This is a genomic window from Shewanella mangrovisoli (assembly GCF_019457635.1).
Classification (GTDB): Bacteria; Pseudomonadota; Gammaproteobacteria; order Enterobacterales; family Shewanellaceae; genus Shewanella; species Shewanella mangrovisoli.
The window spans coordinates 2,204,281-2,229,224 of record NZ_CP080412.1; the positions used below are offsets into that span (position 1 = coordinate 2,204,281).

Sequence of the window (24,944 nt, forward strand, 5' to 3'; positions counted from 1 at the left end):
GCTTGTGTGGGCGGTAACTATTCAGAATGCAGCTAGAAGTATTCAGGCAAACAGTGACGAAACGCTTAAGCGTCAGTTAAGTATTGGCTTCTAGGCTAAGTGTTGAGCCTAAATCGACTAGGGGATCGCAATGAATATCAGTGCAAGCAGCCCAATGTTAGCGCACAGCTATGCCGCCAACCGTCGTCTTCACCCACTGTGTTGCCCGCTCAGCCTACGCCAGCCAAAGTGGAAGAGCTGAGTGAGTCTACCAAGGAGCGCGCCCGTGAGGCGAGTCAAGGCAAATCGATTGATACCTATGCGTAACTGAGCGTGAAGCCTATAGATAAAAGCCGAGCAATTGCTCGGCTTTGTGTTTTAGGAAGCACAGCTAATCAAAACATGAGGTTGATTAGAAGTTCATCTCTACCGCTAAATAATATTCACGCCCAACAACGTTGTAGTAAGAACGTGGATAATGCGGCCAAGAGTTTTGGGTTTCATCAATCTCAGGGCCTGCATCGAAGATATTATTAATACCGCCAGAGAACTTAATCGCATCGGTTAACATATAGCTGGCGGCCCAGTTTACTTCGACATGGCTGTCGATTGTGACGGCATACTTGTCCGCTAAGCCATTGTTAATGAATGCCTCTTTACGCTGGCCATTCATGCTATCTGTGTACTTGATCAGCAGGTTAGTGGCGAAGTCATCGTAGTTCCAACCCAGATTTAAGTTACCACGGATTTGCGGGGCAGAGCCGTCACCATCGATCAGATCTAAAGGCTCAGAATCTGGGGTTAATTGCTCTTCCCATTTCAGCAAATAGGTGCCCTCTAACCGTGCGGTTAAATCGCCGTAGCCTGACGTTTCATAGCGATAACCTACCGAGAAGTCGATACCCGAGGTTTCTTGGGATGACATGTTAATCGCTTGAGTATTCACTTGAATTAACTTGCCGCTGGCATCGCGGAAAATCTTATCGGCGAAGGCGTCAGCGTGATCCAAGATATACTGGGCGCTTGGACTGTTCACTAGGTTATCGATTTCAACAATCCAGTAGTCCAAGGTTAAATTGAGATCGTTATAATCCCACACCATTCCAAGGTTATAGTTTTTACCGGTTTCCGCTTCCAGCTCTGGGTTGGCACCGATAGTAATTGGCAGTGAGTCAATCTTCTCACAGGCTGGGCCTGTGCCACCTGCGGCTTCACAGGTTGGAGTGTCGATCACTGTGCTATAGGCTGCCGTTGGCTCACCAAATAAGCGCTGCATATCCGGTGCGCGGAAGGTTTCCGCATACAGACCGCGTAACAACAGGTTATCAATCGGGCGATACTCGACCGCGACCTGTGGGCTAAATTGACCACCGACATCGGATAAATCGTCATAGTAGTCGTAACGGCCCGCAAGGGTGACTGTGAGGTTTTCGATCACGGGCACGGCGACTTCGGCATAACCAGCATATTGCTCACGTTCACCTTGGGCGCTGCTGCCACCTTTACCAATCACGCCACCATTGCTGGTGAAACTATCTGACTTATCGTAGAACCATTCTTTTCCGTATTCGACGCCCACGGCATAAGCCACTGTGCCTGCTGGTAATTCAAAGGCATCGCCACTGATCCCCGCATTGAAGCTCGATAGGGTGGATTGCCCCTTCTTGCCACCTTGGAAATCCAGCAATGCTGCATCTTCTGCCGAGATCACATCCAGTAGCGAATTACCGTTTGTGCCCGCGGTGAGGTAGTTCCACATGCTTTGGTAGGTTGGCGAGCCTGCGGTGGTGGATTCCACCGTTTGGCGTGCAATCGACCATGAGGTGTCGTACTCGATTGAATCGGTGAGGTAACCTTTGCTGCCTAATAAGAAGGAGAAATTGTTAGTCTCAAAGTCAGAGGTACGCGGACCTAACTCAGACATACGGCGAGTGTAGTAATAGTCCCCATCGGCGGCGCCGGCAAAATCTCCGCCGAAGGCGGTATTTTTATCGAAAACTTGGGATAACCCATTGAGTTCATCAACAATAGTGACGTTATTGCCCGATACATTGAACATAAAATCTTCGCCGACCGTTGCCGATTCAATTTCAGTGTAGGTCGAGGCATGGGTGTAATCGAGGCGCGAATACAGCTGATGATTGTCGTTTAAGTCTTTGGTGAGGTTGATCATGGTTGAGTAACGTTTTTGCTCTGGCGAAAAGTCGCGCTGTGCGGAGCGATCGAAACCACACTTACCATTGGCCATCATCACATAGCCGCGCGCATCACATTCTGCGGCGCTTAAGGTCTTGAGTAATTTACCATTGCTATCCACAAGGTTGGCGCCATAGGAGCTGTAACTGGAATAGTAGTTACCCGGAACAATATCGGTTCCCCATTCAGGACGATCCGAGGCCTTTAACGCTTGGCGGTCTTCATACTCGGCGAAGAAGGTCAGGTTTGCTTTATCACTGCTGACACCCGTCATAAAGGAGAACTGGTTATTTTGCAGACCACCATCGAAGGTATCGGAGTGACGGTATTTGAAGGTGCTTTGTTCAACGTCTTTTTTCAAGATGATGTTAATAACACCGCCCATCGCATCTGAGCCGTAAATTGCCGAGGCGCCTGTGGTTAAAATCTCGATGCGCTCAATCGCCCCTAACGGAATGTTGGCAGTATCGACAAAGCTGTCAGTCCCACCAGCACCAAACGGATATTTAGGCACACGTTTGCCATTGATTAACGTCAGTACGCGGCCAGCGCCCACACCACGCAGGTTGACGGCCGATGCCGCAGGGGTAAAGCCGTGCACTTCCTGCTGGGTCATCGAGCCGCCAGAGTTTTGCGACAGGTTACCTAACACGTCTTGCACTGAGTTAAAGCCGCCTTTTTCGATATCTGCTGCGCTCACCACCACGATAGGGGAGGCATTTTCAAGATCGGTACGTTTAATACGTGAACCCGTGACTTCGATACGCTCCACTTTATCATCGATAACGGCCGCTTCATCGGCGGCAAATACCAACGGCGATAAGGATGTTGATACTAAAGCGAGTAAACTAAAACGAACCGCACGTGCCACGGTTGTTTGCGTAGTCATATTTTCATTCCCTTTGTTATGCCGTGATGATCAGGAAGGTTTTCATCATGGCTTATATTTATTTGCAACTGCCCTCCATAGCCGGAAAATTATCATTAACAACTTTAATATCAACCGCTTAATTGTTATTCAATAGCTGCGACGCTGTTGCATTTGTAATATTTAAAAGGCTAATTAAGTGTGCTAAAAAATAAAGAATGGCGGTATGGCGTGCGAAAATGACTAGATGTATCTCAATGTAACTAAACATCGTCTTTACAATGTCAATTTTATTATTAAAGAGTCGAGGATAAGTAGTTTTAAATAATGTGATCTGTGTCAAGTTAGTGTTGAAGTGGCAAATTAAATAAACGTTAGTAAGTGCTTAAAAATAAACCTTAAATAAGTCTTAAAAACATAATTTAACATTTTATTTTTGTCAGAATGGTCAAAGTTCTACATTTCAAAACTCTCAGTTTTAAAATAGTCGCATTTATCGAGGAATTTGAAACATCCTGTCACCAATAAAGATAGGTTGTATTTAGTGGTGTTGGTATTGTGTCTAAACTAGTCGTTTTACTCTTAACCTGCTTAAATATTATTCGGTCAATTTACCGCTTCTAAAAAGGCTGTTTTATTGCTCACGCCTTATCCTGATCTAGCGAGATGCAAAAGGTCGATAAATCAATTTGCTATCCTGTATAGTGTGCAGCATTGCGGCGATAAGATTCGAGGCTAGCGGATCGTCACGCGAGCGCTACGCTGATGGCGGACAAATAGAACGAGGTGAATGTGAGAATTAATGATCTTAGGCTGTTTTTGTTGGTCGTTGAGTTAGGCAGTTTTGCTGCCGCGGCCAGTTCGATTGGGAGCCCGCGGGCTTCGGTCAGTCGCCGTATCGGTGAGTTAGAGGCGGATCTGGGGACTAAGCTGTTTACCCGCACGACACGCCAATTGTCGCTGACACCCACAGGCGAAAACTACCATCAGCAGTTGATGGAGATTATCCCAAGGCTCGAATCCTTGAATGAGTCGGTCAAAAATCAACGTAATATGCCAACGGGATCGGTCAAGCTAGGTTTAGTTGGCGATGCCGATGTTGTGACCCATCATTTATTGCAGGACTTTTTAAAAAATTACCCTCTTATTACCTTAGAAACCCATGTAAGTAATCTTGGTTATCACGATATCTTAAATTATGGTTTGGATGCCTGTATTCATATCGGGAATATCAAAGATAATTCTTTTGTCGCTCGACCGTTAATGCGCGTGTGTCGCAAATTATATGCAAGCCCTGATTATATTGCGGCCCATGGTATGCCAACATCACTGGATGATCTCAGTCAACATGCATTAATGATCTATCGTTTACAAAATGGTGAATTAGAAGATCGTTGGAAATTTAATTTAGGTGAATATCGAGTAAAAAGTCGACTGGTTTCTAACAGTAGCCAATATATTCGTCATGCCATTTTAAGTGGTGCAGGGATCAGTTTATTATCCGAATTAAGTGTGGTTGAACACTTGCAATTGGGTAATTTGGTTGAAGTTTTACCCGAGTATGAGGTTTACGTTGACGATGCCTGGTTAGTCTATCCTAGCCGCAAAGGCATGACCCATGCGGCTCGGCTGCTAATCGATAGCTTAATTCATGAGGCGAGTAAGACACCGGATGTCACATTGTCACAAAATTCGTGACATTGATGTACCTTTTTTGATTATTGTCCAATAAATTCACCTCCTTTACTCTGTGCCGCCTTAGTCCTAGTTACAGGAAATTGTGGTGAACAGAGTAAAACCAATCAAAATCGGAACGGGTTTGTGTTGTGCGGGCATTGCATTAGTGCTCGCAGGCTGTGGCAGCAGTGAAGACCAAACCCTCACAACCTCAAAACGTCCGTTAGTACAAGTGATGGAACTGCCCGCAGCTGTCACGGATAAAGGTTACAAGTTTAGCGGCGTGTTGGAGTCGGAGAATCGTGCGGATTTGTCCTTCCGAGTCCAAGGCGTCCTCGCTGAACTGTTGGCCGAAGAAGGAGTAGAGGTTACCAAGGGACAAGTGATTGCAAGGCTCGATCCCCATGATTTTCAAGTCAGTGTTCTGGAGCTGACGGCTAAGTTGGATGAGGCGAAAACCGCCCATCAATTAGCAAAAATCGAACTGCAAAGGGTTAAAAGTGCGATTAATGACCGCGCGATTGCCAGCGTGAAGTTAGACCGTGCCGTGGCCGCCGAAGCGCGCGCGAAAGCGGGCGTTGAATTAGTCAGCCAGTCGCTGAAAAAAGCCCAGGATGCCCTGCGTTACACTGAGCTGACCGCGCCCTATGACGGTGTGGTGGGTAAAACCTTTGTCGATCAGCATGAACAAGTCAATGTTGGCACAACAATCCTGACCATTCATCGCCCAGAACGACTCAATGCGGTAGTGGATGTGCCCGAGAGCCAGATCTGGAACCTAAAACTTGGCACCGAAGGCCAAGTGACTTGGTTTAAGGGCACGGAAGCCGTACCCGCTGTAGTTGCCAAAATCGCGTCAGTGCCCGATCGCCTAAAGCGCACCTATGAGGTGACCTTTAATCTAGCGCATGTTCCAAAACAGTTAGTCGCGGGCAAGGCGGTGAGTGTGGACGTCGCTCTGCCTTATGCTAGTGATAAACCTATCTATTGTATTCCTGCCATGGCGGTTACGAGCCGCGAGAACCAACTTTATGTCAATCGTGTCATTGCCGAGCATGTGAGTGCGACTCCCGTGGAATCTGTGAGTCAGACCGACGATTCTTTATGCGTGACCGGCGGCTTAACCTCTGGTGAGCCCATCGTGATTGCGGGCGGCGCTTTTGTCGAAGAAGGCCAAGCTGTCACCATTTTACGTGGGGCGTCGGTTAAATCATGAGTCTTTCAACCTTTGCGCTAAGGCAAAAAACCTTTGTTATTTTCTTCACTGTGCTGTCGATCATCGCGGGGATTTATTCCTACTTCGACCTAGGCAAGCTGGAAGATCCGTCTTTTACCGTAAAAAGTGCGGTGATTGTGACCCTCTATCCCGGCGCGAATGCCAAGGAAGTCGAGCAGTTAGTTACCGATAAAATTGAAACTAAGCTCGAGGAGATGGAATCCCTCTGGAAGTTACGTTCACTATCTCGTCCGGGCAGTTCGATGATCTTTGTCGATCTGAAGGAAAAAGTGAACTCGGAGGCCTTGCCACAACAGTGGGATTTGATGCGCCGTAAAGTGGAAGACGTCAAATTAGAGCTGCCAGTGCAGGCGCAAATCAGCATAGTTCAAGATGAATTCTCTGAAGTCTACGGCATGTTGTTCGCTGTCTATGGCGACAACATGGAAATGGCGGAATTGAAGGATCATGCGCGAGAGTTACAGCGCCGCATTAAAGCCGTCGATGGGGTGAAGAAAGTTCAGCTGCACGGCATTAACGAGCAGGAGGTGAATATCCGCATCTCCGAGGAGCGTTTGGCGGAAGCTAACCTCACCATGCTGCAATTAATTGAGCAATTGCATAGCCAGAATATGCCGATTGTGGCGGGGGATTTTGATCTTGGCATCGAAAACCTACGCGTGGAGCAGGGCGATACCTTTAAGAGTATTGAGGATATTCGCAATCTCAGCATTCAGACTGGCTTAAATGGGCTGCAATCGGCGGTGATCCGCTTAGGGGATATTGCCGATGTGACTATGGCGTATCAAGATCCTGCCTCAACACTCAGCCGCTATAACGGCCAACAGGCGATTACCTTGGCCGTCAGCCCTGTGAATGGCATAAACGTGGTCAGCATCGGCGATACCTTAAAGGCGGTGCTGGCTGATTATCAAGCCAAGTTACCAGATGGTGCGGGCATTGGGGTGATTGCCTATCAACCGGAAGAAGTTCAAAAGTCGGTTAACAACTTTATCGTTAACTTAATTGAGAGTGTGGTGATTGTGGTTGTCGTGCTGCTGATCTTTATGGGATGGCGCAGCGCCGCGATTGTGGGAGTGAGTCTGCTGCTCACTATTTTGTTCACCTTGATTTATATGAATCTAACCAGCGTCGATTTGCAGCGGGTTTCCCTCGGCTCCTTTGTATTAGCGCTAGGGATGCTGGTGGATAATGCCATTGTGATTGTCGATCTGTTCCAAGCCAAGATCAAGCAGGGTATAGAGCGTACTCAGGCGGTTATCGACAGCATTAAAGAAATGGCCATGCCGCTCCTCGGTGCCACTGTGATTGCCGCTATGGGCACGGCGCCCGTGCTGCTATCACAAACCGACTCGGCGGAGTTTTCACTCTCGATTGTGCAGGTGTTGTGTAGCTCGCTGCTGCTCTCATGGATTATCGCCATGGTCGTTACCCCGCTGATGTGTTGGTATTTCTTGGGAAAAACCAGCGAAGTCGATGCTGAAAATGCGAAACCGCCTTCTCGCTACACGCTGATGTATCAACAAGCGGTGGAGTGGGTCGTAGAAAACCCGAAGAAGACCATTCTCTTTACCGTGCCTTTACTGCTGGGCACCTTACTGATCGCGCCGTTATTGAAAGTGAATTTTATGCCGTCGTCCGATCGCGCCATCGTGTTCCTCGATTATTGGCTGCCCAATGGCGGGCGCATCGAGCAGACCTCGACGGATATGCGTAAGGTCGAGCATTGGTTACTGGCGCAACCTGAGGTGGCAAGCATCTCCAGTTATGTGGGCGAAAGTGCACCGCGGTTCTCGGTCACGGTCGAGCCTGAGCCTTTGGATGCGAGCTATGGCCAGATCCTCGTCAATATGCGCAGTTTCGATGATATCGACACCTTAGTGCAGCGTGGCGATGCCTGGTTAGCCAAGGAATTTCCCTATGCAGAGCCAAGATTTAGGGAGTTAAAGCTGGCGACTAAGGATAAATATTCGATTGAAGCGCGTTTTATTGGCCCGGATCCCGAGGTGCTGCATAGCTTAGCCAATCAGGCTAAGGACATCATGCGCCAACATCCAAATTTAAAATACGTTCGCGATGACTGGCGACAAGAGAGCAAAGTCATGACGCCACAGGTGGATTTGCATGCCGCCCGTTTAGCTGGCGTGACACGCACCGATATTGCCAATGCTATCAATCGTGTCACCGAAGGCACCCATGTTGGCACTATGCGACACGGTGACGATTTGATCCCGATTAAATTGCGTAGCGCCGATGCCTCTTTAGAGCATTTTGAAAATATTCCCGTGCGTTCATTACTCGGCACACACAGCGTACCTATGGGGCAAGTGGTTGAGAGTATTGAGATTAAAGGTGAGGAAAGCATGGTGTGGCGTCGCAACCGCTTACCTGCAATCACCGCTCAAGCGGGCGTGAGTGGCGATACCGCATCGAACGTACGCCAAAGCATTGCGGCAGATATCGAGGCGATTGCGCTGCCCGAAGGCTATCGGATGGAATGGGGCGGTGAATACTATGATGAACAGCGCTCGATTGACGACTTGATGCAGCAAAACCCTAAGGCAACCCTGTTGATGGTGATTATTTTGGTGGCGATGTTTAACGCCTTCCGTCAACCGCTGATCATTATGATTACTCTGCCATTGGCGGCGATAGGCATAGTCTGGAGTTTACTCTTATTGGACAAACCCTTCGGCTTTATGGCGATCGTCGGCATGATCTGTCTGTCGGGAATGATCATCAAAAATGGCATTGTGCTAATGGATCAGATTGAACTCGAACGCCGCAATGGCCGCAGAATTGCCGAGGCGATTAAGGCGGCGACGCTCAACCGCACTATGGCGATTTCAATGGCGGCGCTGACGACGGCGCTGGGGATGATCCCCTTGTTGACCGACAGACTGTTTGACCAAATGGCCGCGACCATTATTGGCGGTTTGACCGCAGCGTCTGTGCTGTCCTTGTTTGTGATGCCTGCCTTGTATCGACTCTTTTATCGTCGAGAAGAGCGTGAGGAAGATGCATTAGTCGATGCTCAAACGGACAACACACCATCGGTTATTAGCAGTGCCAAAGGGGCCTAAACATGAATAAACATCTATTAATGGCCTTTACGGCAATGAGCTTGCTTGGCGGATGCAGTATGTCGCCTGATTACGCACCGCCAAAGGTGAAAGTCAATGAGCTGTATTTGAATGCGGCGACAGAGGGCGTGAGCCAAGAGGCCTTGGCTTACCAAGCTTGGTGGCGTCAGTTTAACGACCCTCAGCTCAATGCGCTGGTCGTAAAGGCGCAGCAGCAAAATATTAGTCTGCAGATCGCCAGCGAGCGTGTGCGCGCCGCACGGGCCTATCAGGCGGCGGTGTCATCGTTAAAAGTACCGACCATTTCGGTGGGCGCGGGGTACCTCGATATGCGCATCAGTGAAAACGATCCGCTGATGGGCAGTGCGGTTGGAGGCATCGATCTGCCCGCAGGTTTGGGGGGCGGCAACCTTAAGTTGATGAATCGCGACCCGAACAGTACAACCGTGGGCGCGACCATTGCTTGGGAGGCGGATTTGTTTGGCCGAATCGCGAGTTTAACGCAGGCCGCAGAAATCCGTGCCGAGCAGGCGCAATTGTACCGCGCTAATTTGACAACCCTAATGACGGCGGAGGTTATCGATAACTATCTGCAATACCGTGGTACGCAGGAGCGGATGGCGATCGCAAGGCAAAACATTGCCGAACAAGCCGAAGTCTTGGCCTTGGTGGAATCCTTGGAGCGCAATGGTTATGGCTCGCCGCTGGATGTCGCTAATGCCAAGGCGGCGCTTGCCGCCAGCGAGGCCATGTTACCCATGTTAAGTTCGGCCGAGCAGGCGCATTTGCATCGATTGGCGATTTTGCTCGGGGAAAACCTCAATGAGACGTCAGGACGGTTAAGCACCGCGGCATTACCCGCAATGACGGAGTTAATCCCAACGGGCGTACCTTCAGAGTTACTGACACGCCGTTTAGATATTGCCATTGCCGAGCGTGAAATGGCCGCCAAAAACCAAGAGCTTGGCGCGGCGATTGCGGCTAAGTATCCGAGCTTTTTCTTAACGGGGGCACCGGGATTATCGGCCGATCATATTGACGATCTCTTCTCATCGGATTCCCTTACTTGGGCTTTAGGTGCGGGCGTGAGCTGGAATGTCTTCGATGGTGGCCGCACTCAAGCCATGGTGGAGATACAGGAAGCGGGTTTTAAAACCGCGGCGCTTAGCTATCAGCAGGCGGTGAATAACGCCATCAATGAAGTCGAAACCGTGCTAAAGCATTATGGCAATAACCAGCAATATCATCGATTTATTGCAAAGGCAGAGGCGCAATCTGAGGTCGCGGTACAAAAAGCGACTTCGCTGTATCGCGCCGGTTTAGAAAATCACTTGAGCGTGTTAACTGCGCAGAATGTGAAAAACAATATGAAGGATGCGGAAGTGTTAGCCCGCCTACAAACGGCCTCGAGTGTGGTGTCGCTTTATAAGGCATTGGGCGGCGATTGGACTCTGGCAAACACCGCGGATTAAAGATTGTATAAGGGTGCTCTTGCCGTTAAGTGGTACTACAGCGGCAGGGGCGCCTGATTTCATGACGATTATTCGTTGCTAATAATCCTCTTTAATCGTGACCAGAGTGAGGAGTTGCCGTGTCACAGAACATTTATTCCCGCCATGATGGCGTGTTACAGGCCTGCGAGGAGTGTGGTTTAGTCACGCCTTACACAGAGCCTCAGCCTGGCTATCGTACCCATTGCCCAAGATGTCAGCATGGATTGCAGTCCGTGTTGGCCACTCCCTTTCAGCCGATTTGGGCCTATGGGGCCGCGACCTTAATCATGCTAGGGCTGAGTCTGGGGTTTCCTTTCTTATCCTTTAGCGTGCAGGGCTTATCCCAAAAGGCGAGTCTGTGGTCGGCGCTGATCAGTATGCACTATGCCAGTAACAGTCTGTTGGCCTTGGTCATCTTACTGTGTGTGGTGATCTTGCCACTGATTTATATCAGTTTTTCAATGCTGATTTATCGACAGGCCTATTTAGTCCAGCAAGGGAGAACGATTGAACTGAGCTGGCTTAAACGCGCTAGCAAGTGGGTATTTCGTTTTGAGTCTTGGTTAATGGCGGATGTGTTCCTTGTGGGGATCTTAGTCGCCATGGTGAAAATTCTGTCGTTGGCAGAAGTCGGCTTTGGCCCTTCTTTCTGGGCGTTTTGCATTTATACCTTACTGCTAGTGAAGTTTGTCAGTCTAGTCGACAGCTCATGGGTATGGGATCAATTAACGCCGAGAGTCGCAACGCCGTACGTGAGGGGAGGTGAGTCGCACCTGCAACAGAATCATGGCGTTTGCCCTATTTGTGGTCAGTTAAATGCCATCGATGCGACTGAATGTAGCCGCTGCGCTGGCGCTGTGCACAAGTACTTACCCGCAAACAGTATGCAAGCCGCGTGGGCATTTTTGCTCGCAGCAACGGTGTTTTATATTCCGGCAAACTTCTATCCGATTATGTACACCACCAGCGTCGGCCAAACCGAGGCGTCAACCATTATCAGTGGTGTCGTGCTGTTATGGCATTTGGGCTCTTACCCTGTGGCCTCAATTATCTTCTTCGCCAGCATAGTGATCCCCACGGCCAAAATCGCTTCTCTGGCTTATTTGTTCCGCCAAGCGGGTAAGGCCCATTCATCAGACCAAGCCATTAAAAATCAACAGCTATACCGCGTGACTGAATTTATTGGTCGTTGGTCGATGATTGATATTTTTGTGGTGGCCTTACTCACGGCACTGGTCCAGCTCGATGAGCTAATGGCGATTAAACCCGGCCCTGCGGCCCTGTCCTTTGCCATGGTGGTGATCTTAACCATGCTGTCGGCAATCGCCTTTGATTCTCGCGTGCTGTGGCGACAATCCAGCACCAACAACTGCGAAAAATAACCCATTTAATATGAGTAGTAACATGATAAATAATGAAAATATCCGAGCGAAAGAGTCTAAGGTTAGACAGCTTTCGCCCGTGTGGTTGATCCCTATCATCGCCGCCATGATTGGCTGCTGGATGTTGTATAGCTATTTCAGCCAATTAGGGACCGAAATCCAGCTGCATTTAAAAACCGCCGAGGGCATAGAAGTCGGTAAAACCTTTTTAAAATCCCGCAATGTGAATGTTGGGGTGATAGAAAGCATTAAATTGAGCGATGACTACAGCGCCATTGTTGCAACTGCGCGGATTTCAAATGATGCCAAACGCATGTTAAAGCAAGATGCACGTTTTTGGGTGGTAAAACCACGGATTGGTATGGAAGGCGTCTCGGGATTAGATACCTTGCTCTCAGGCGCTTATATCGAACTAGAGCCAGGGAAATCTTCGACGCCCCAGTATGAATTTACTGTGCTGGACAATCCGCCAGTGGCATCGGCCGACGAGGAGGGGATGCGGATCACCCTGACTAGCCCGCAGGCCGGTAAGTTAAGTGTGGGCGATCCTGTGCTGTATGAAGGTTTTAGAGTCGGCCGAGTGGAAACCTTAGGCTTTAACACCGAGCGGCGCGAAGCCTTTTACCAGCTGTTTATCAATAAACCCTACGATGAACTCGTTCGGGATAACAGCCAGTTTTGGTTGACCTCTGGCATTAACATGCAACTCTCGGCCAAAGGGTTAAATCTGCAGGTGGGGTCGCTCGAAACCTTGCTCTCTGGTGGTGTGAGTTTCCGTTTGCCCGAAGGGCGCCTCGCAGGGGCAAAAATCACAGAGGATGGCCATGATTTTAGGTTGTATGACTCACAGGAGCTTGCGAGCCAAAGCGTATACGACAAGTACTTAGAATTCGTGATGTTATTCGATGAGTCTATTCGTGGATTACACGACGGTGCGACGGTAGAGTTCCGTGGCATCACCATAGGCGAAGTGGTGAAATCACCGCTCACTTTGCAGCAACTCGATCCGCATTTTGGTCGCTTTAGCCATGGCACGATTCCCGTATTGGTCAAAATCGAACTAGCGCGGGTGTTTGAGCATGCCGAACAGGTAGGCTTGGACAATTTACGCGCTGAAATCGAGCGAGAGTTGCACTCGGGTCTGCGGGCGAGCCTGAAAACCGGCAATTTACTCACGGGTGCCTTGTTTATCGACCTGGATTTATACGCCGATGCTAAGCCCTATCAAACCGCCGATTTTATGGGCTATCCGGTATTCCCGACGCAGCGCGCGGGTGTGGCTGAGATCCAAAAGCAAGTTGGGCAGCTTATCAGCAAGCTCAATAATTTACCGCTGGAAAAAACCTTCTCTGAGGTGAATACCACGCTACAAAATACCGCCAGTGCATTGGTGCAGTGGGATAAGGTGGGCGCGAGCTTAGACCAAGTGTTACAGCAGCAAGAAATGATGTCGCTGCCCGCAGAAATACAACAAACCTTGAAAGCCGTAAGCTTGACGGCGAAGGGATATGGGCCAGAGTCGAGCGTTTATGCCGAACTACAGACCAGTCTGCAGCAACTGCAAACCTTAATGAAAGAATTAGCGCCCTTGTCGCGTCAGCTGAATCAAAAGCCTAACGCACTTATTTTAGGGGCAGATCTGCCCGCAGACCCCATCCCAGTTAAAGGTAACTAATATGCGTATTTTACTGTTATTGATTGCATTTTTAATGGCGGGCTGTAGCAGTCAGCCCACTCCTCAAACCTATTTTATCGCCCTGCAACATACGGCAGTTTCAGGTACAACGGATACCAGCCGTGGCGTTATCCGTTCTGGCGAGCCGTGCTCATTAACGGTTAATCGGGTGAACTTGACTGACTATCTCAATACCCATGGTTTGGTCTATCAAACCTCTGCACAGGAGCTGGTCGTAGCAAGGCAGCATTTATGGGCAGGTTCTCTGGCCGAGCAAATCCAATTGAGATTAAACAATTTGCTAAGCCAGTCATGCAGCGCATCTGCTAGATGGGCCTTAGCAACCGATAGTCCTGCGAAATCCGTCCAACTCGACCTGATAGTGACTGAATTTTATGGCAGCTATACAGGTGAGGCTGTTGTGGGCGGGCAGTGGCGCCTGATGGATAATACGCAGCAAGTGCTGCGTGAGCAGCCGTTCCAATATCGTGTCTCTTTGCCTGAAGAAGGTTATCCGGCTCTTGTCAGCAGCCTAGATAAAGGCCTAATACAGCTTGCTGAAGATATCCGCTTAATGGCGCCGCCGCATACGGCTCTGTTACTGCCAGCTCAGTGACTGCCTACTGAGTTACCCTCTGCTCAATAGGCAAAATAACTGCTTAAGGCGATATTAAGCTGAGCTTTTGCCTAAGCTCAGGCATATGGGCTTTGGTCTGCGAGCTTTGGCATAACTGGCCAAAGTATAAATTGCTTAATGTCGCCTTTATCTTAACGTTTGTCGCAGGAAAACCGATTAATGCTTCTGGGGGAGAGTTAGCTTATCCAGCCCAACAACTGCCACCAGAGGTAGTCGAGCGGCATCAGCACTAATAAGGTGATCAGCGCTAAGGGTAAGGTGACTTTCAGTAGATGGGCGAGGGACTCCTGCGACAGTTGCATTGCCAAAATCAGCGGCGGCGCTTGATAGGGGAAAATCACCGTCGAAAAGCCGATCACTTGGGTCATCAATACCGCGGGCAGAGAAAACCCAGTCGCATTCGCTAAGTCGGCAGCCATGGGGGTGAGTACCGTAGGCACACCAGGCACGGTTGCCACTAATCCGGTTAAGGTCGATATCAATGATAAGGACATAAAGTTTAGGAAAGAGGCGCCTTGCGACAAGGGTAAGTATTGGCTGAATGCTTGGCCGAGTGCGCTACCGAGCCCAGATTGATTGACTAGGGCGCCTAATCCTAGCGCGGCGGCAACAAAGATAACCGTTGAAAAATCAACTGATTGATTAAAACGCTTTGGCTCAATAATGCCCCATTTCGGCAGCAAGAGGATGATGGCGGTCGTTTGCCCCACCCATGCCGGATTAATCCCATGCCATGAGTCTGTTATCCAAAACAGCAGGGTGATGATGAGTAACACAGCGAGTTTAACTTGCTTGACCACATCATACGCTTCGATATCCGTCGTTGCCGCAATCTGGGTTTTATCAATCTTGGCCGGAAACAAATACACCACGAGTGCCACTATGATGGCCGATTTGAGCAGACCTAAAATTGGAAAGTGCAGAAACAGATATTCAGCATAGCCAAAATGCACGTTAAACAGGTTTTCGCTCGCACCAGCCAAAATCATGTTGGGAATATTGGCGGGCAGCACCGCAAGGCTTGGCATATTACAGGCAAGTGCTAGGGCGGTGGCTATGCCTATTCGGCCATTGCTGCCACGGCTAAAACCGAGCTGCTCGGCCAAGGCCATGCCGATGGGCAGCATCACTACCGCGCGCCCCACGGAGGATGGCATCACAAATCCCAGTAGCATCGCGCTGATGACCAGTCCCGCAATCATGCGTGGATAACTCATGGTTAACGCGGGGGCGATAACGGCGGCGAGGCGGCGACTCAAGCCCGACTCTGAAATGGCGCTACCAATCACAAAGCCAGAGATAATTAACCACACCGCCGCCGAACCGAATCCCGAAAACAACGCACTGGGATCGATCAGTTTAAAAATGGTGGCCAAGGCAAAAAAGATCAGCCCCGCCATAAAGGGCGGAATAAAGCCAGTGCTCCAAAATAACAGGGTGATGAGTACGACCGATGCGCTGTAGGAAAAAAGTGCAGAGTGCTGCTGTAGTGGAAACATGGCCAACAAGACTGCGACGAGCATGGCGCTAAAGACCAGCCATTTTTTAATACTTAACTTACCCATAGGGGATCACCTTAATATTGCGGGCATTGATATTGCGGCCTAAGATAGCCCAGTTAATATGGCGTTTTAAGGTGGTAATGTGTCAGATGTTATTTCTAAAGCGACAATGTTGGCGCCCAGCCAATTTGCATTCACGTTAGATGCAAATCGTCCCGTATTGAGTAATGCGCGCAATCTTGAGGCCGAAATGGGCGTCGAACCCCATTCTCACCCTCGGGGGCAGTTACTTTGGGCGGCAAAAGGGATTTTACGGGTTCAAAGCGACAATGCGGTTTGGGTGGTGCCATCGACCCATGCTGTGTGGCTCCCCAGTGGTTGCCGGCATCAAATTAACTGTGAAACCCAAGCTCATCTTCGCAATTTATATATCGACCCCAGTTATCGCGTCAGAGTGCAGGACACACAGGTGGTGATGGTTACAATGACGCAGCTAATGCGTGAAATGGTACTGAAACTATGCCAAGACGCCACAATGGAACCAGCCAAGTATTTTCGCTTGGGTTTAAGTGCCATAGACGAGTTAGATGCGCTCGACAGTGTGAATACCTACTTGAATGCGGGCTCGGATCCACGTCTTGGCCGAGTGATCCTGTTATTGATCAAAAAACCGCAGGCGGAGTATACCTTGGCCGAATTAGCCCAAAGCGCGGGGGCGAGTATTCGAACCATAGAACGACTCTTTAAAGCCGAAACCGGGCAGACCTACAGGCAATGGCGGCAAAGATACCGATTACTCAACTCCCTTGAGCGGTTAACCCAAGGGGAGAGCACGACGAGCGTGGCCCATAGCCTTGGGTATTTAAGTGTCAGTAGTTTTAGCGCAGCATTTAAAGCCTTATTTGGTTGCACGCCTCAGGAATACGCCCAAAAAAGCGTGCAAGCCACGCGGTAGAATTACCATATTTAAATCAAATAGTTACAAAGAAGTCTGCTTTAAATAGCTGCAAGGATAGTTCTTTAAGATAGTTCCTTTAGATTGCTCTTAAGGTTAGATCGTAGAGATAGCTCTTAGAAGTAGATCTTAGAGATAGACCTTAGAAATAACCCCTTAAGAGCGTTTCCAAAGAGAGTCCCTTAGTGCTAATCAGCACTAAAGGACACATTTAGATTGTCTCGAGTAGGATTTATTTCAACGCTTCTGGGACGATAGGGTAGTTATCCCATACTCGACCGTCGCTCATTGAACGCACCAGCTTGATATATTCAGCGTGGGTCCAGGCGAGCGGGGTGGCGGAGTTAGTGCCTTGGCCGAGTTGATATTGGTAGCGAGTGGCGTTACCTACACCGTCCCATGCTTGCTCGGGGAGCATCAGACCCGCGTTGGCGAAGGTTTCCATCCCTTGCACATAGGTATTGATAAGCTGCTGTTTGGTTTGCTGCGCGTGAGTACCCGTTAGCTCTCCCTTGGCGCTGGCGAGGGCCAGCTCAAAATGTCCACGCTCGCCGGTGAAGAAGGGCCAGACGCGGCCGCGTTGGTTGTCGCTATTACTGCCCGATTCGGCGTAGTTTGCGCCCGTGACAGTATCTTCACCGTAGCCATCGTTACCGTAACGTCTAAAGCCGGGTACACTACTGCCATCTTTTGCAGTAAAGCTGTATTTGAGGCGTAAATTGTCCTCAAGTTCGGTGTTATCCACCAGCGCAAGACTTTGATTAATCAGCTTATCGGTTGCGCCACGTACGCCATAGCGAACCAGTTCTAAAAAGCCGCCATCGAGGATCTGGCGTTGATCTAATCCCGCTCGACCATTATTAGCGGCGAGTGTCTCGGCGGTGTTTGGCTCACCATTCGGGCTTAAGCGAAGATAATAAGGCGCCTTAATGCCTTGGCCATCCGTGAGCAAACCTTGGGTCGTCACTAAGTGTTTTTCAAGTTGTTGATTAAGCGTTTTAGCGGTCGCTAAATAACGCTGACTAGCATCGCTGTCGTTTACTGCCTTGGCAATATCACTCGCAGCCACTAAGCCTGCGATCACTGCGGCCGTGGTGGAAGGCGAATAACCAGCTTGTTCTTCCCAACGTTCTTGTTGGGTTTTCGGTGGCGTAATTTGGGTGTGATTCCAGTCGAGATTCACCTCTCCGCCGCTAACTAAAAAGTCCGCCGCGGCTTTTAACATCTCTTGATACCAATGGCTCAGTTCCGCTTGGCTGAGTACGCCTGCCTGCCAGAGTTTCCAGCCGAGCATGATCGGCATCGCCGTTTGGTCGAGCTGTACGCCCACCCATTCGATTTGGCCATCCACATGGGTCTTTTGTAAAAACCAACCGGGTGTGCCGCTAAAGCCTGGGGTTTTGTCGCTCACTTGCACCTTTTTAAGGTACTCAAAGGCGACTTTAGGCGTTTGGGTATCGCCCATGGCGAGAAATGCCATGGCGCATTGGTAAAAGTCACGGGGCCAAACGGCTTTGTAGCCCGTGCTGGGGGTGACAGCAGGGACGGTATCGCCCCAAGGATTAGAAAGCGACGCGATAAGGGCGCCCGCGTAGGTTTTATCTTCCTGCGCCTTGAGTACCATGGCACTGGTATACAGCAGTTTGCCATTATCTGTGGTGCTTTGCGCCATAGCAGGCATCGCGGGCAGTGATTGTAAATAACTGTGCCAACCGGCGTTGTATTGGCTCAGCACAGCATCATACCCCGACGTTAGGCTGGCATTGGCATTGGCTAAACTGCTGGTTTCATCATGGCCAAAACCAATCGCCAAATTCACATTAAGAGGTTGATTCGCTTGGAGTGTGGGATAACTGGCGGTAAAGGCAATGTTGCCTTGAGTCGGATTTTCGGCGCTGCTGGTGGCCTGATAAAGGGTATCGAGCTTGCCATTATCGGCTAAATCGGCCAAACCATCGGATACACCGACAAAGCCCGTGGTCGCCTGCGCAAAATCGATATCCGATTTCACCGTCATTACACTGCTGTGTGGATCAGCGGTGCGAGCGATAAGGGCTTGATGATCGATTCTGCCAATATCATTCGCACCCGCATTATCGATATGGGGGTTAACGTATAAATGCGGTGTGATGCCCGCTTCAAAGGCGGTAAACGTCACGCGCATCATCAGCGTATCGCGGTCGGGGTCGGTAAAGATATGTTTTTCTATCTGATACTTACCTTCAACGTCGCGATTGATAATCTTATAGGCCAAGGATTGTGGGCGGCCATTGGCATCGGTATCTAAGTATTCAATGCTACTGATCGTGTTGTCTTTCTCTGTATCGACAAAGCCATTGCCGATGATCACAAATTGCAACTCTTTGAGTTGAGCGTTGTGAATAAGGCCGTACATGGTTTCGGTTAAAATCCCCTGCGCGACGGAGAACCACACGCGGCTGATGGGATTTTGGGCACTATCTTGATATTGCCCTTGAGTATAAGGCTCATAGGAGGTGCCAATCCCTGTTTTACCGGAGAACGCCCAAGTAGGCGCTTTGCCGGGGGCGCCGGGGGCAATCTGTACGTTTGCGGATTTGGCGACGGTCGGTGTGGATACGTCAGTATTGGGGGCCGAGGGTGAGCAGCCTGTTAAGCTGGCAACGCCAATAAGGCTTGCGGCGATCGCAAGCGCAATCGGCTTACGGCTTAAGTCGCGGCGGTCAGAAAAGCTGCTAACTGTTGTTGATTCCATATTCATCAAAATCTCCCCAATCAATAGATGGTGCTAATTGCGATTTATTCTTGTTGTAAGTTATGCGTCTTGGCGTTGAGTTGCCCAAACGCCTAAACGCCAAGTTTGCTGAGTTGTAGGATTTATACTTGAGTGTGCTGAGTATTCGGTTGCTCAACAAAGAGCACGGCAATTCCGGCGCAGAGCATCAGAACGCCGCCGGTGATCAGGGCGTAGATGGGTTGACCATCAAATAATCCATTAAGAATTAAGCCTAAAACACTGGCTGCGAGCAGCTGTGGGATCACAATAAAGAAGTTAAAGATCCCCATGTACACGCCCATCTTTTTCGGCGGCAAGGCGCCGGATAACATGGCGTAGGGCACGGAGAGAATCGAGGCCCAGGCGATACCCACTCCAATCATAGGCAGCCATAACAGACTGGGATCTTTAATAAAATAGAAACTGATCAAGCCAAAACCGCCGCAGAACATATTAAAAGTGTGGGTCAGTTTGATGCCGATACGTTTAGCAAGCAGTGGGATAAACAGGGCCGCAATGGCCGAAAATCCGTTGTAGGAGGCGAACAGTACACCCACCCAATCGGCGCCATCGTTATAGGCCTTAGACAACACATCGCTGCTGCCAAAATGGTAGGACGTCACCGCCGAGGTGGTGTAAATCCACATCGCAAATAGCGCGAACCAAGAGAAAAACTGCACTATCGCTAACTGATGCATGGCCTTCGGCATATGGAATAAATCGTCGACCACATTAAAGACAATGCCCAGTTGCGCGCGTTGTGAGGGCGTTGATTTGCCTAAACGCAGTGCGCAGTAAAGTTGCAATGGGCCAAAGGCAAAAATCCCTAAGGTTAAAATATACAGCTGCTTATCTAAATCCTGTGCCCAAACCGCAAGAGTCAGTAGTGCGCCTACGGCCATCCAAACGATAGCGGCAAATTGATAATTCTTATGGGTACGAGTGCGATGTAGTTGCTCCTCAGCACTTGAGTCAGCATTGCCATGGAAGGCGTCGAGTTCATCGGGGGAATATTCTTTGGTGGAGATAACAGTCCAAGCCACACTGAGAAACAGCACTGCGCCACCAAAATAGAAGGCATAACGCACAGAATCGGCTATTTCGCCTGCGGACGCTGTATTGGCGACATTAAAGAAGTTGCTGAGAACATAGGGCAGGGCTGAAGCCACAACCGCGCCGATGCCGATAAAAAAGCTTTGCATGGCATAGCCTTGGGTGCGCTGCTTGGGAGGCAAATTATCCCCCACAAAGGCACGGAAGGGTTCCATGGCGATATTGATTGAGGCATCCATAATCCACAGCATACCTGCGGCAATCCACAACGTAGGGGAATGTGGCATCACAAAAATAGCAAGAGTCGTACAAATGGCGCCGATTAAAAAATACGGCCGGCGGCGACCTAAGCGCCCCCATGTGTTATCGCTCAGATAACCAATAATAGGTTGAACTAGCAGACCGGTTAACGGCGCGGCAATCCACAGGATAGGAATATCATCGATAGAGGCGCCAAGGGTTTGGAAAATGCGGCTGACGTTGGCATTTTGCAGTGCAAAGCCGAATTGGATCCCCAAAAAGCCAAAGCACATATTGAAGATTTGCCAGAAATTCAGCTCGGGTTGTACCTTATGCACGGCGCGTTGCGCCACCTTGGGCGAGAAATTCTCTAATGGGGTAACCGTTTGTTGATCCGCGGACATGCAACTTCCCTTCAGTAGCGGGCAGCGGGGCTGCCTTGAGTCATTTATCGTTATAATGTGTGGCCTATTCAATGGCCTTTGCTCAGTTTTACGCGTGTTGTGCTAGCTTCCACAGAAAATGCATCACCGCCTGGTCGTGTGGGTGAAAAAATGGCGAATATACCTCTCCCTCAGAAGCATATTCGCCAATAAATTCATTTTCATACGCTATGATGCAAATGCTCAGTAGCAGAAAAGAACCTAAGCCTGACAGCTATCCTCAAAGGCAACCACCAGAAACGACCTCACAGTGTTCAACCCCACAAGCAGAGGGTGAAACTAGCGAATTTATAGTAGCCGCAGCGCCAATTGACGCACAACCGCTTACATACGTATTCATCATTCCTTGATAACCCTGGCGAAACAGCCTTGTAACTAATAGTGTGTGGATTTTACGTGAGGTGTGGATGGGTTTAAACCCTAGATGTATCCTGTTATCACATCGGTGGGGATGAGTGTAGCGTCTTGGAATTGGGTTACTCGCGTTGTGATGAGTGGGAATGTGTTGAAATCTGCTAATTGGTGGAAGTACATGGATCATTTTCAATTTAATCAACAGACTCATCTTTCTAGGCTATTGATAGCGAAAGCATAATGCATCACTATGTCGCCAGACTTTACTGACCGTTAGCGACTTGCCGCCATTGACGTGTGTGGCAAGAGCAATTGAATATTCATTCTGGCTTGGTATTACGCCCTTAAGGAACCCTATGTTTGTTATCACCTTAACCTACAAAAAACCGCTGGCCGATGTGGAACTGCATTTGGCGGCCCATATTGCCTATCTCGATGAATATTATGCCAAGGGCACCTTTATCGCCTCCGGTCGTAAGGTACCCCGCACTGGCGGAGTGATCCTTGCCAAGGCTGATAATCGCGCCGAGCTTGAAACCATTGTCAAACTCGACCCCTTCTATATCGAAGAGGTGGCCGAATTTGAGGTGGTGGAGTTTGTACCTACTCGGGCCGCAGCAGGTTTAGAAGCTTTAGTTGAGCAGATTTAAAGGGTAGGGATACGAGCTAAAAACATAATGGAATATACCCAAAATTTAATGCAGCCTGTGGATCTTGAATGGGTGCCTGCGCAACAAGTCCCTATGGCCTTGCTGTTAGAGGCCGATCCTTCCACTGCCAGTATCGAAGCGTATTTGGATAATGCTTGGTGTTTTGCCGCCAAGTATAAGGATGAGATTGTGGCCGTGTGTGTGGCTAAGCTCATTCGCGATAAGGTTGCGGAAATCTTCAATATGGCGGTGCGGCCTGACTATCAGCGGCAGGGAATTGGTTCTGTGTTACTGTCATTTGCCTTAACTGAATTGGCGAAAAAGTCGGTGGTTCGTGTGGAGTTGGGTACGGGTAGCTTTGGGTATCAACTCACTTATTATCAGCGACTGGGGTTTAGAGTCGAGGCTGTGATAAAAGACCACTTCTTAACCCATTACGACGAACCTCTGTTTGAACAGGGATTACAACATAAGGATATGCTGCAATTAGCGCTGGAGTTATAAACCTTGCTGTCGATTATGGACGTAATGACAAATCGAAAGGATCTCGAATGAAACGTTATTTCACGGCAGTCTTATTCGCACTGTTCTCTCAAGTCGCACTGTTTTCAGAAGTCACAGTTGCTGAGCCACTTAAGTGGCAGACAAGATTAGCAGATCATGACGCGGTGATTTTTGCCTCAAGCACGGGTGTAGATAGCTTGAAAGACGCGATTACCGCAGTTCCCAAGTCGGTGTGGATTCGTTCGGTACAAGTGTCAACCCTTGCACAGTTCGATGGTCTTCAGCACGAGTTGCACACTTATCTGCAGCGACATTACCCTCAGGAGTTAGCCGATGCTTTGGCTTCTTCGGGCAATATACATAACCCAAAGGTGGTGGCCCTACGGGAGGGATTTAAGGAAGCCATTCTCGCCTCAGGTTTTGTTAAGCAGATGAATGCCGATTTTAGTGCGCGCTGCGAAAGTATCACTTCAGTCGATATCGAGAAGTTTTTTATCACGACACCATCCTCATCACCCCAATTTGAAGCCATGCTCTGGTTAAAGACCGAACAGTGCCACTAGGCTACAAAAATCCCTTATCTAGCGTGAGTCACTATCAATATTTCCTTGACCAAACTGCTATCCCTCTTTACTGAGTCAGCCGATCAATGCTGTTAGATATTGGATGCTCGCCAAAACATGACTGCTGCGAGTGCTGGTATTGAGGGCACCAGAGTAGGTGCCCTTGCTGGCTTTGAAGAACAGGCTTGCGATAATTTTAGCGCGACTAGAGCGGTTGAAGATGGAAGGCGATCGCGATGCGGTTCCAACCATTAATGGCGATAATTAGGCTGGTGAGATCGACAATCTCCTTCTCTGAATAATGCTCGGCGAGCGCGGCGTATTCACTGTCGTGCACTGGCGATTGGGCGACGCGGGTTAAGGTTTCCGTCCAGCGCAGCGCCGCTTGCTCCCGTGCATCAAAGAGATCATCGACTTCGTGCCAAGCGGCCAGTAAATCTAAACGGCGCTGGGTTTCACCGTCGTGTCGCGCTTCTTCGGCGTGCATTCGCTGACAAAACGCGCAGCCATTGAGTTGCGATGCCCTCAGTTTGACTAAATGTACCAATAATGGCGAAAAAGCCGAGTCAGCGGCTGCTTTATCTAGGCTAATGAGTGCCTTGGCGAGCTCGGGTTGGAGTTGGTAAATCTGTTGGCGCGGAATACGTTCTGACATAAAGCCTCCTGTAAGTTGAGGCTTGAATCTAAGGGATTAATCGTCCTTGATATTGGAGATTTGCGACATCTTGCGTTTTTTATATTGTCCCGGTGTTTGCTGCATCACCCGTAAAAAATGCTGATGTAGATGGGCTTGGTCGTAAAATCCACAATCGAAGGCCACCTGCGCGAGGCTAAGCGACGGCGATTGACTCAATAGGTTGCGGGCAATTTTTACTCGATTCAGCTGCAATAACTGCGCGGGCGATAAACCCGTTTCCTGCTTAAATTTGCGTTCAAATTGGCGACGACTCATGGGGAGTTGCCCGTAAAAGGTCTCCAAATTGGCTTGGGTTTGAATGAGTCGAGGCAAGGTTGCGGGCACTAGGCTCATTCGCGTCGATAAGCTTAAGTCTAATTGCTGCGCTCGTTGCAATAGCCAACGTTCCACGAGGGCGATACGCTGGCTTGGCTTGGGCGTATCAACGAGTTGGTATAAGAGCGTTGTTAAACCGACGATGGGCCACTGGGTCACATCGATAACGCTTGCTGTCGTATCGGCCTGCATGGCGGCAAACTCAACCCCCAGTAAATGGAAGGCGCCACTGGGCTGAAAACGCACCGTAATTTGCTCGGTACCCGGTGCGAAGCTGTGGTAATGCCGCTGCTGGCCCGAGTAAAAATACACCGAAGGCGCGTCGCCAATGCCGGGCGATGGCAAATAAAAATGCAGGCTTGTGCCGCCATCGGGATAGAAGGTTTGGTCGATTGGCTCGAGTAAATCCGCCGCGACACGCAAGTGAAAATAGCGCTGAACCCAAGGGCGCAGTGGGGCAATGGCTTGAAAATGATTAAAGCCTAAGTGGGCAAATTGGGTCTCAAAACGCTTAAAACTGCACATTTCGAGTTCATTAGCCGTGTATCGCAAGGTCGTCACCATTAAGCATTGGGGGAGTTTAGCTTAAGCTAACTTTCGATGATTTGCATCCTAGTGGAGGGCCGTGGTACTGCTCAAATGAAATCCGCCAACGGTTGTTAGGCGCTGTAACTAAAACTAAGCAA

The 24,944-nt window shown here is 49.5% G+C and carries 18 protein-coding genes; 12 read left to right on the forward strand and 6 right to left on the reverse strand.

Features of this window, described 5'->3' with window-relative positions; all coding sequences use genetic code 11:
* The first annotated feature begins 102 nt into the window (after window positions 1-102).
* Entirely contained in the window at window positions 103-306 is a 204-nt protein-coding gene (locus K0H60_RS09720) for a hypothetical protein (protein WP_220058008.1), read from the forward strand.
* A gap of 85 nt (window positions 307-391) precedes the next feature.
* Here the strand turns inward: K0H60_RS09720 and K0H60_RS09725 are convergent, their stop codons facing one another.
* Complete coding sequence (locus K0H60_RS09725) at window positions 392-3,064, reverse strand: TonB-dependent receptor plug domain-containing protein (protein ID WP_220058009.1); 2,673 nt, start codon at window positions 3,062-3,064, stop codon at window positions 392-394.
* Window positions 3,065-3,835: 771 nt separating this feature from the next.
* Between K0H60_RS09725 and K0H60_RS09730 the strand changes: the two genes are divergently transcribed.
* The 7 genes from K0H60_RS09730 to K0H60_RS09760 all read left to right on the forward strand — a co-directional run bounded on the left by K0H60_RS09730 (window position 3,836) and on the right by K0H60_RS09760 (window position 14,206).
* Window positions 3,836-4,741, forward strand: coding sequence for a LysR family transcriptional regulator (locus K0H60_RS09730; RefSeq protein ID WP_220058010.1), 906 nt, complete (start codon window positions 3,836-3,838; stop codon window positions 4,739-4,741).
* A gap of 85 nt (window positions 4,742-4,826) precedes the next feature.
* Entirely contained in the window at window positions 4,827-5,936 is a 1,110-nt protein-coding gene (locus K0H60_RS09735; protein ID WP_258405809.1) for an efflux RND transporter periplasmic adaptor subunit, read from the forward strand.
* Complete coding sequence (locus K0H60_RS09740; protein ID WP_220058012.1) at window positions 5,933-9,040, forward strand: efflux RND transporter permease subunit; 3,108 nt, start codon at window positions 5,933-5,935, stop codon at window positions 9,038-9,040. Before K0H60_RS09735 ends, K0H60_RS09740 begins: the two co-directional genes overlap by 4 nt.
* Before the next feature lie 2 nt (window positions 9,041-9,042).
* Window positions 9,043-10,512, forward strand: a complete 1,470-nt coding sequence (locus tag K0H60_RS09745) for an efflux transporter outer membrane subunit (RefSeq protein WP_220058013.1) — start codon at window positions 9,043-9,045, stop codon at window positions 10,510-10,512.
* Window positions 10,513-10,631: 119 nt separating this feature from the next.
* Entirely contained in the window at window positions 10,632-11,915 is a 1,284-nt protein-coding gene (locus K0H60_RS09750) for a paraquat-inducible protein A (protein ID WP_220058014.1), read from the forward strand.
* A 22-nt stretch (window positions 11,916-11,937) separates the two neighbouring features.
* The gene (gene pqiB / locus K0H60_RS09755; protein ID WP_258405810.1) at window positions 11,938-13,590 is read left to right on the forward strand and encodes an intermembrane transport protein PqiB; all 1,653 of its coding nucleotides are present in this window, start codon (window positions 11,938-11,940) and stop codon (window positions 13,588-13,590) included.
* 1 nt (window position 13,591) lies between these two features.
* Complete coding sequence (locus K0H60_RS09760; RefSeq protein ID WP_220058016.1) at window positions 13,592-14,206, forward strand: PqiC family protein; 615 nt, start codon at window positions 13,592-13,594, stop codon at window positions 14,204-14,206.
* A 197-nt stretch (window positions 14,207-14,403) separates the two neighbouring features.
* Here K0H60_RS09760 and K0H60_RS09765 read toward each other — a convergent pair whose 3' ends face one another.
* Window positions 14,404-15,792, reverse strand: a complete 1,389-nt coding sequence (locus tag K0H60_RS09765; RefSeq protein WP_220058017.1) for an SLC13 family permease — start codon at window positions 15,790-15,792, stop codon at window positions 14,404-14,406.
* 79 nt (window positions 15,793-15,871) lie between these two features.
* Here K0H60_RS09765 and K0H60_RS09770 point away from each other — a divergent pair, with 79 nt between their 5' ends.
* The gene (locus K0H60_RS09770; RefSeq protein ID WP_220058018.1) at window positions 15,872-16,684 is read left to right on the forward strand and encodes an AraC family transcriptional regulator; all 813 of its coding nucleotides are present in this window, start codon (window positions 15,872-15,874) and stop codon (window positions 16,682-16,684) included.
* 232 nt (window positions 16,685-16,916) lie between these two features.
* Here K0H60_RS09770 and K0H60_RS09775 read toward each other — a convergent pair whose 3' ends face one another.
* Together K0H60_RS09775 and K0H60_RS09780 are read right to left on the reverse strand one after the other, a co-directional pair.
* Complete coding sequence (locus tag K0H60_RS09775; protein ID WP_220058019.1) at window positions 16,917-19,424, reverse strand: glucan 1,4-alpha-glucosidase; 2,508 nt, start codon at window positions 19,422-19,424, stop codon at window positions 16,917-16,919.
* A 116-nt stretch (window positions 19,425-19,540) separates the two neighbouring features.
* Window positions 19,541-21,136 (reverse strand): MFS transporter, encoded by a 1,596-nt coding sequence (locus K0H60_RS09780; protein ID WP_220058020.1) that lies wholly within the window; start codon window positions 21,134-21,136, stop codon window positions 19,541-19,543.
* Window positions 21,137-21,885: 749 nt separating this feature from the next.
* Between K0H60_RS09780 and K0H60_RS09785 the strand changes: the two genes are divergently transcribed.
* Genes K0H60_RS09785 through K0H60_RS09795 form a run of 3 tightly spaced genes read left to right on the forward strand, consistent with a single transcriptional unit; the run spans window position 21,886 to window position 23,246 of the window.
* Window positions 21,886-22,179 (forward strand): YciI family protein, encoded by a 294-nt coding sequence (locus K0H60_RS09785; protein ID WP_220058021.1) that lies wholly within the window; start codon window positions 21,886-21,888, stop codon window positions 22,177-22,179.
* 27 nt (window positions 22,180-22,206) lie between these two features.
* Window positions 22,207-22,683 (forward strand): GNAT family N-acetyltransferase, encoded by a 477-nt coding sequence (locus K0H60_RS09790; RefSeq protein WP_220058022.1) that lies wholly within the window; start codon window positions 22,207-22,209, stop codon window positions 22,681-22,683.
* Window positions 22,684-22,730: 47 nt separating this feature from the next.
* The gene (locus K0H60_RS09795; RefSeq protein ID WP_220058023.1) at window positions 22,731-23,246 is read left to right on the forward strand and encodes a hypothetical protein; all 516 of its coding nucleotides are present in this window, start codon (window positions 22,731-22,733) and stop codon (window positions 23,244-23,246) included.
* Window positions 23,247-23,451: 205 nt separating this feature from the next.
* Here the strand turns inward: K0H60_RS09795 and K0H60_RS09800 are convergent, their stop codons facing one another.
* Window positions 23,452-23,901 (reverse strand): carboxymuconolactone decarboxylase family protein, encoded by a 450-nt coding sequence (locus tag K0H60_RS09800; protein ID WP_220058024.1) that lies wholly within the window; start codon window positions 23,899-23,901, stop codon window positions 23,452-23,454.
* Between the two features lie 36 nt (window positions 23,902-23,937).
* On the reverse strand, window positions 23,938-24,822 hold the full coding sequence (locus K0H60_RS09805; RefSeq protein ID WP_220058025.1) for a helix-turn-helix domain-containing protein: 885 nt from the start codon (window positions 24,820-24,822) through the stop codon (window positions 23,938-23,940).
* Window positions 24,823-24,944: the final 122 nt, after the last annotated feature.

Bases quoted from the DNA above. Each gene is read 5' to 3' on its own strand.
- K0H60_RS09725 (WP_220058009.1), bottom strand. From the start codon at position 3,064: ATGACTACGCAAACAACCGTGGCACGTGCGGTTCGTTTTAGTTTACTC.
- K0H60_RS09740 (WP_220058012.1), top strand. From the start codon at position 5,933: ATGAGTCTTTCAACCTTTGCGCTAAGGCAAAAAACCTTTGTTATTTTC.
- K0H60_RS09745 (WP_220058013.1), top strand. From the start codon at position 9,043: ATGAATAAACATCTATTAATGGCCTTTACGGCAATGAGCTTGCTTGGC.
- pqiB (WP_258405810.1), top strand. From the start codon at position 11,938: ATGATAAATAATGAAAATATCCGAGCGAAAGAGTCTAAGGTTAGACAG.
- K0H60_RS09760 (WP_220058016.1), top strand. From the start codon at position 13,592: ATGCGTATTTTACTGTTATTGATTGCATTTTTAATGGCGGGCTGTAGC.
- K0H60_RS09765 (WP_220058017.1), bottom strand. From the start codon at position 15,792: ATGGGTAAGTTAAGTATTAAAAAATGGCTGGTCTTTAGCGCCATGCTC.
- K0H60_RS09775 (WP_220058019.1), bottom strand. From the start codon at position 19,424: ATGAATATGGAATCAACAACAGTTAGCAGCTTTTCTGACCGCCGCGAC.
- K0H60_RS09780 (WP_220058020.1), bottom strand. From the start codon at position 21,136: ATGTCCGCGGATCAACAAACGGTTACCCCATTAGAGAATTTCTCGCCC.
- K0H60_RS09785 (WP_220058021.1), top strand. From the start codon at position 21,886: ATGTTTGTTATCACCTTAACCTACAAAAAACCGCTGGCCGATGTGGAA.
- K0H60_RS09790 (WP_220058022.1), top strand. From the start codon at position 22,207: ATGGAATATACCCAAAATTTAATGCAGCCTGTGGATCTTGAATGGGTG.
- K0H60_RS09795 (WP_220058023.1), top strand. From the start codon at position 22,731: ATGAAACGTTATTTCACGGCAGTCTTATTCGCACTGTTCTCTCAAGTC.
- K0H60_RS09800 (WP_220058024.1), bottom strand. From the start codon at position 23,901: ATGTCAGAACGTATTCCGCGCCAACAGATTTACCAACTCCAACCCGAG.
- K0H60_RS09805 (WP_220058025.1), bottom strand. From the start codon at position 24,822: ATGGTGACGACCTTGCGATACACGGCTAATGAACTCGAAATGTGCAGT.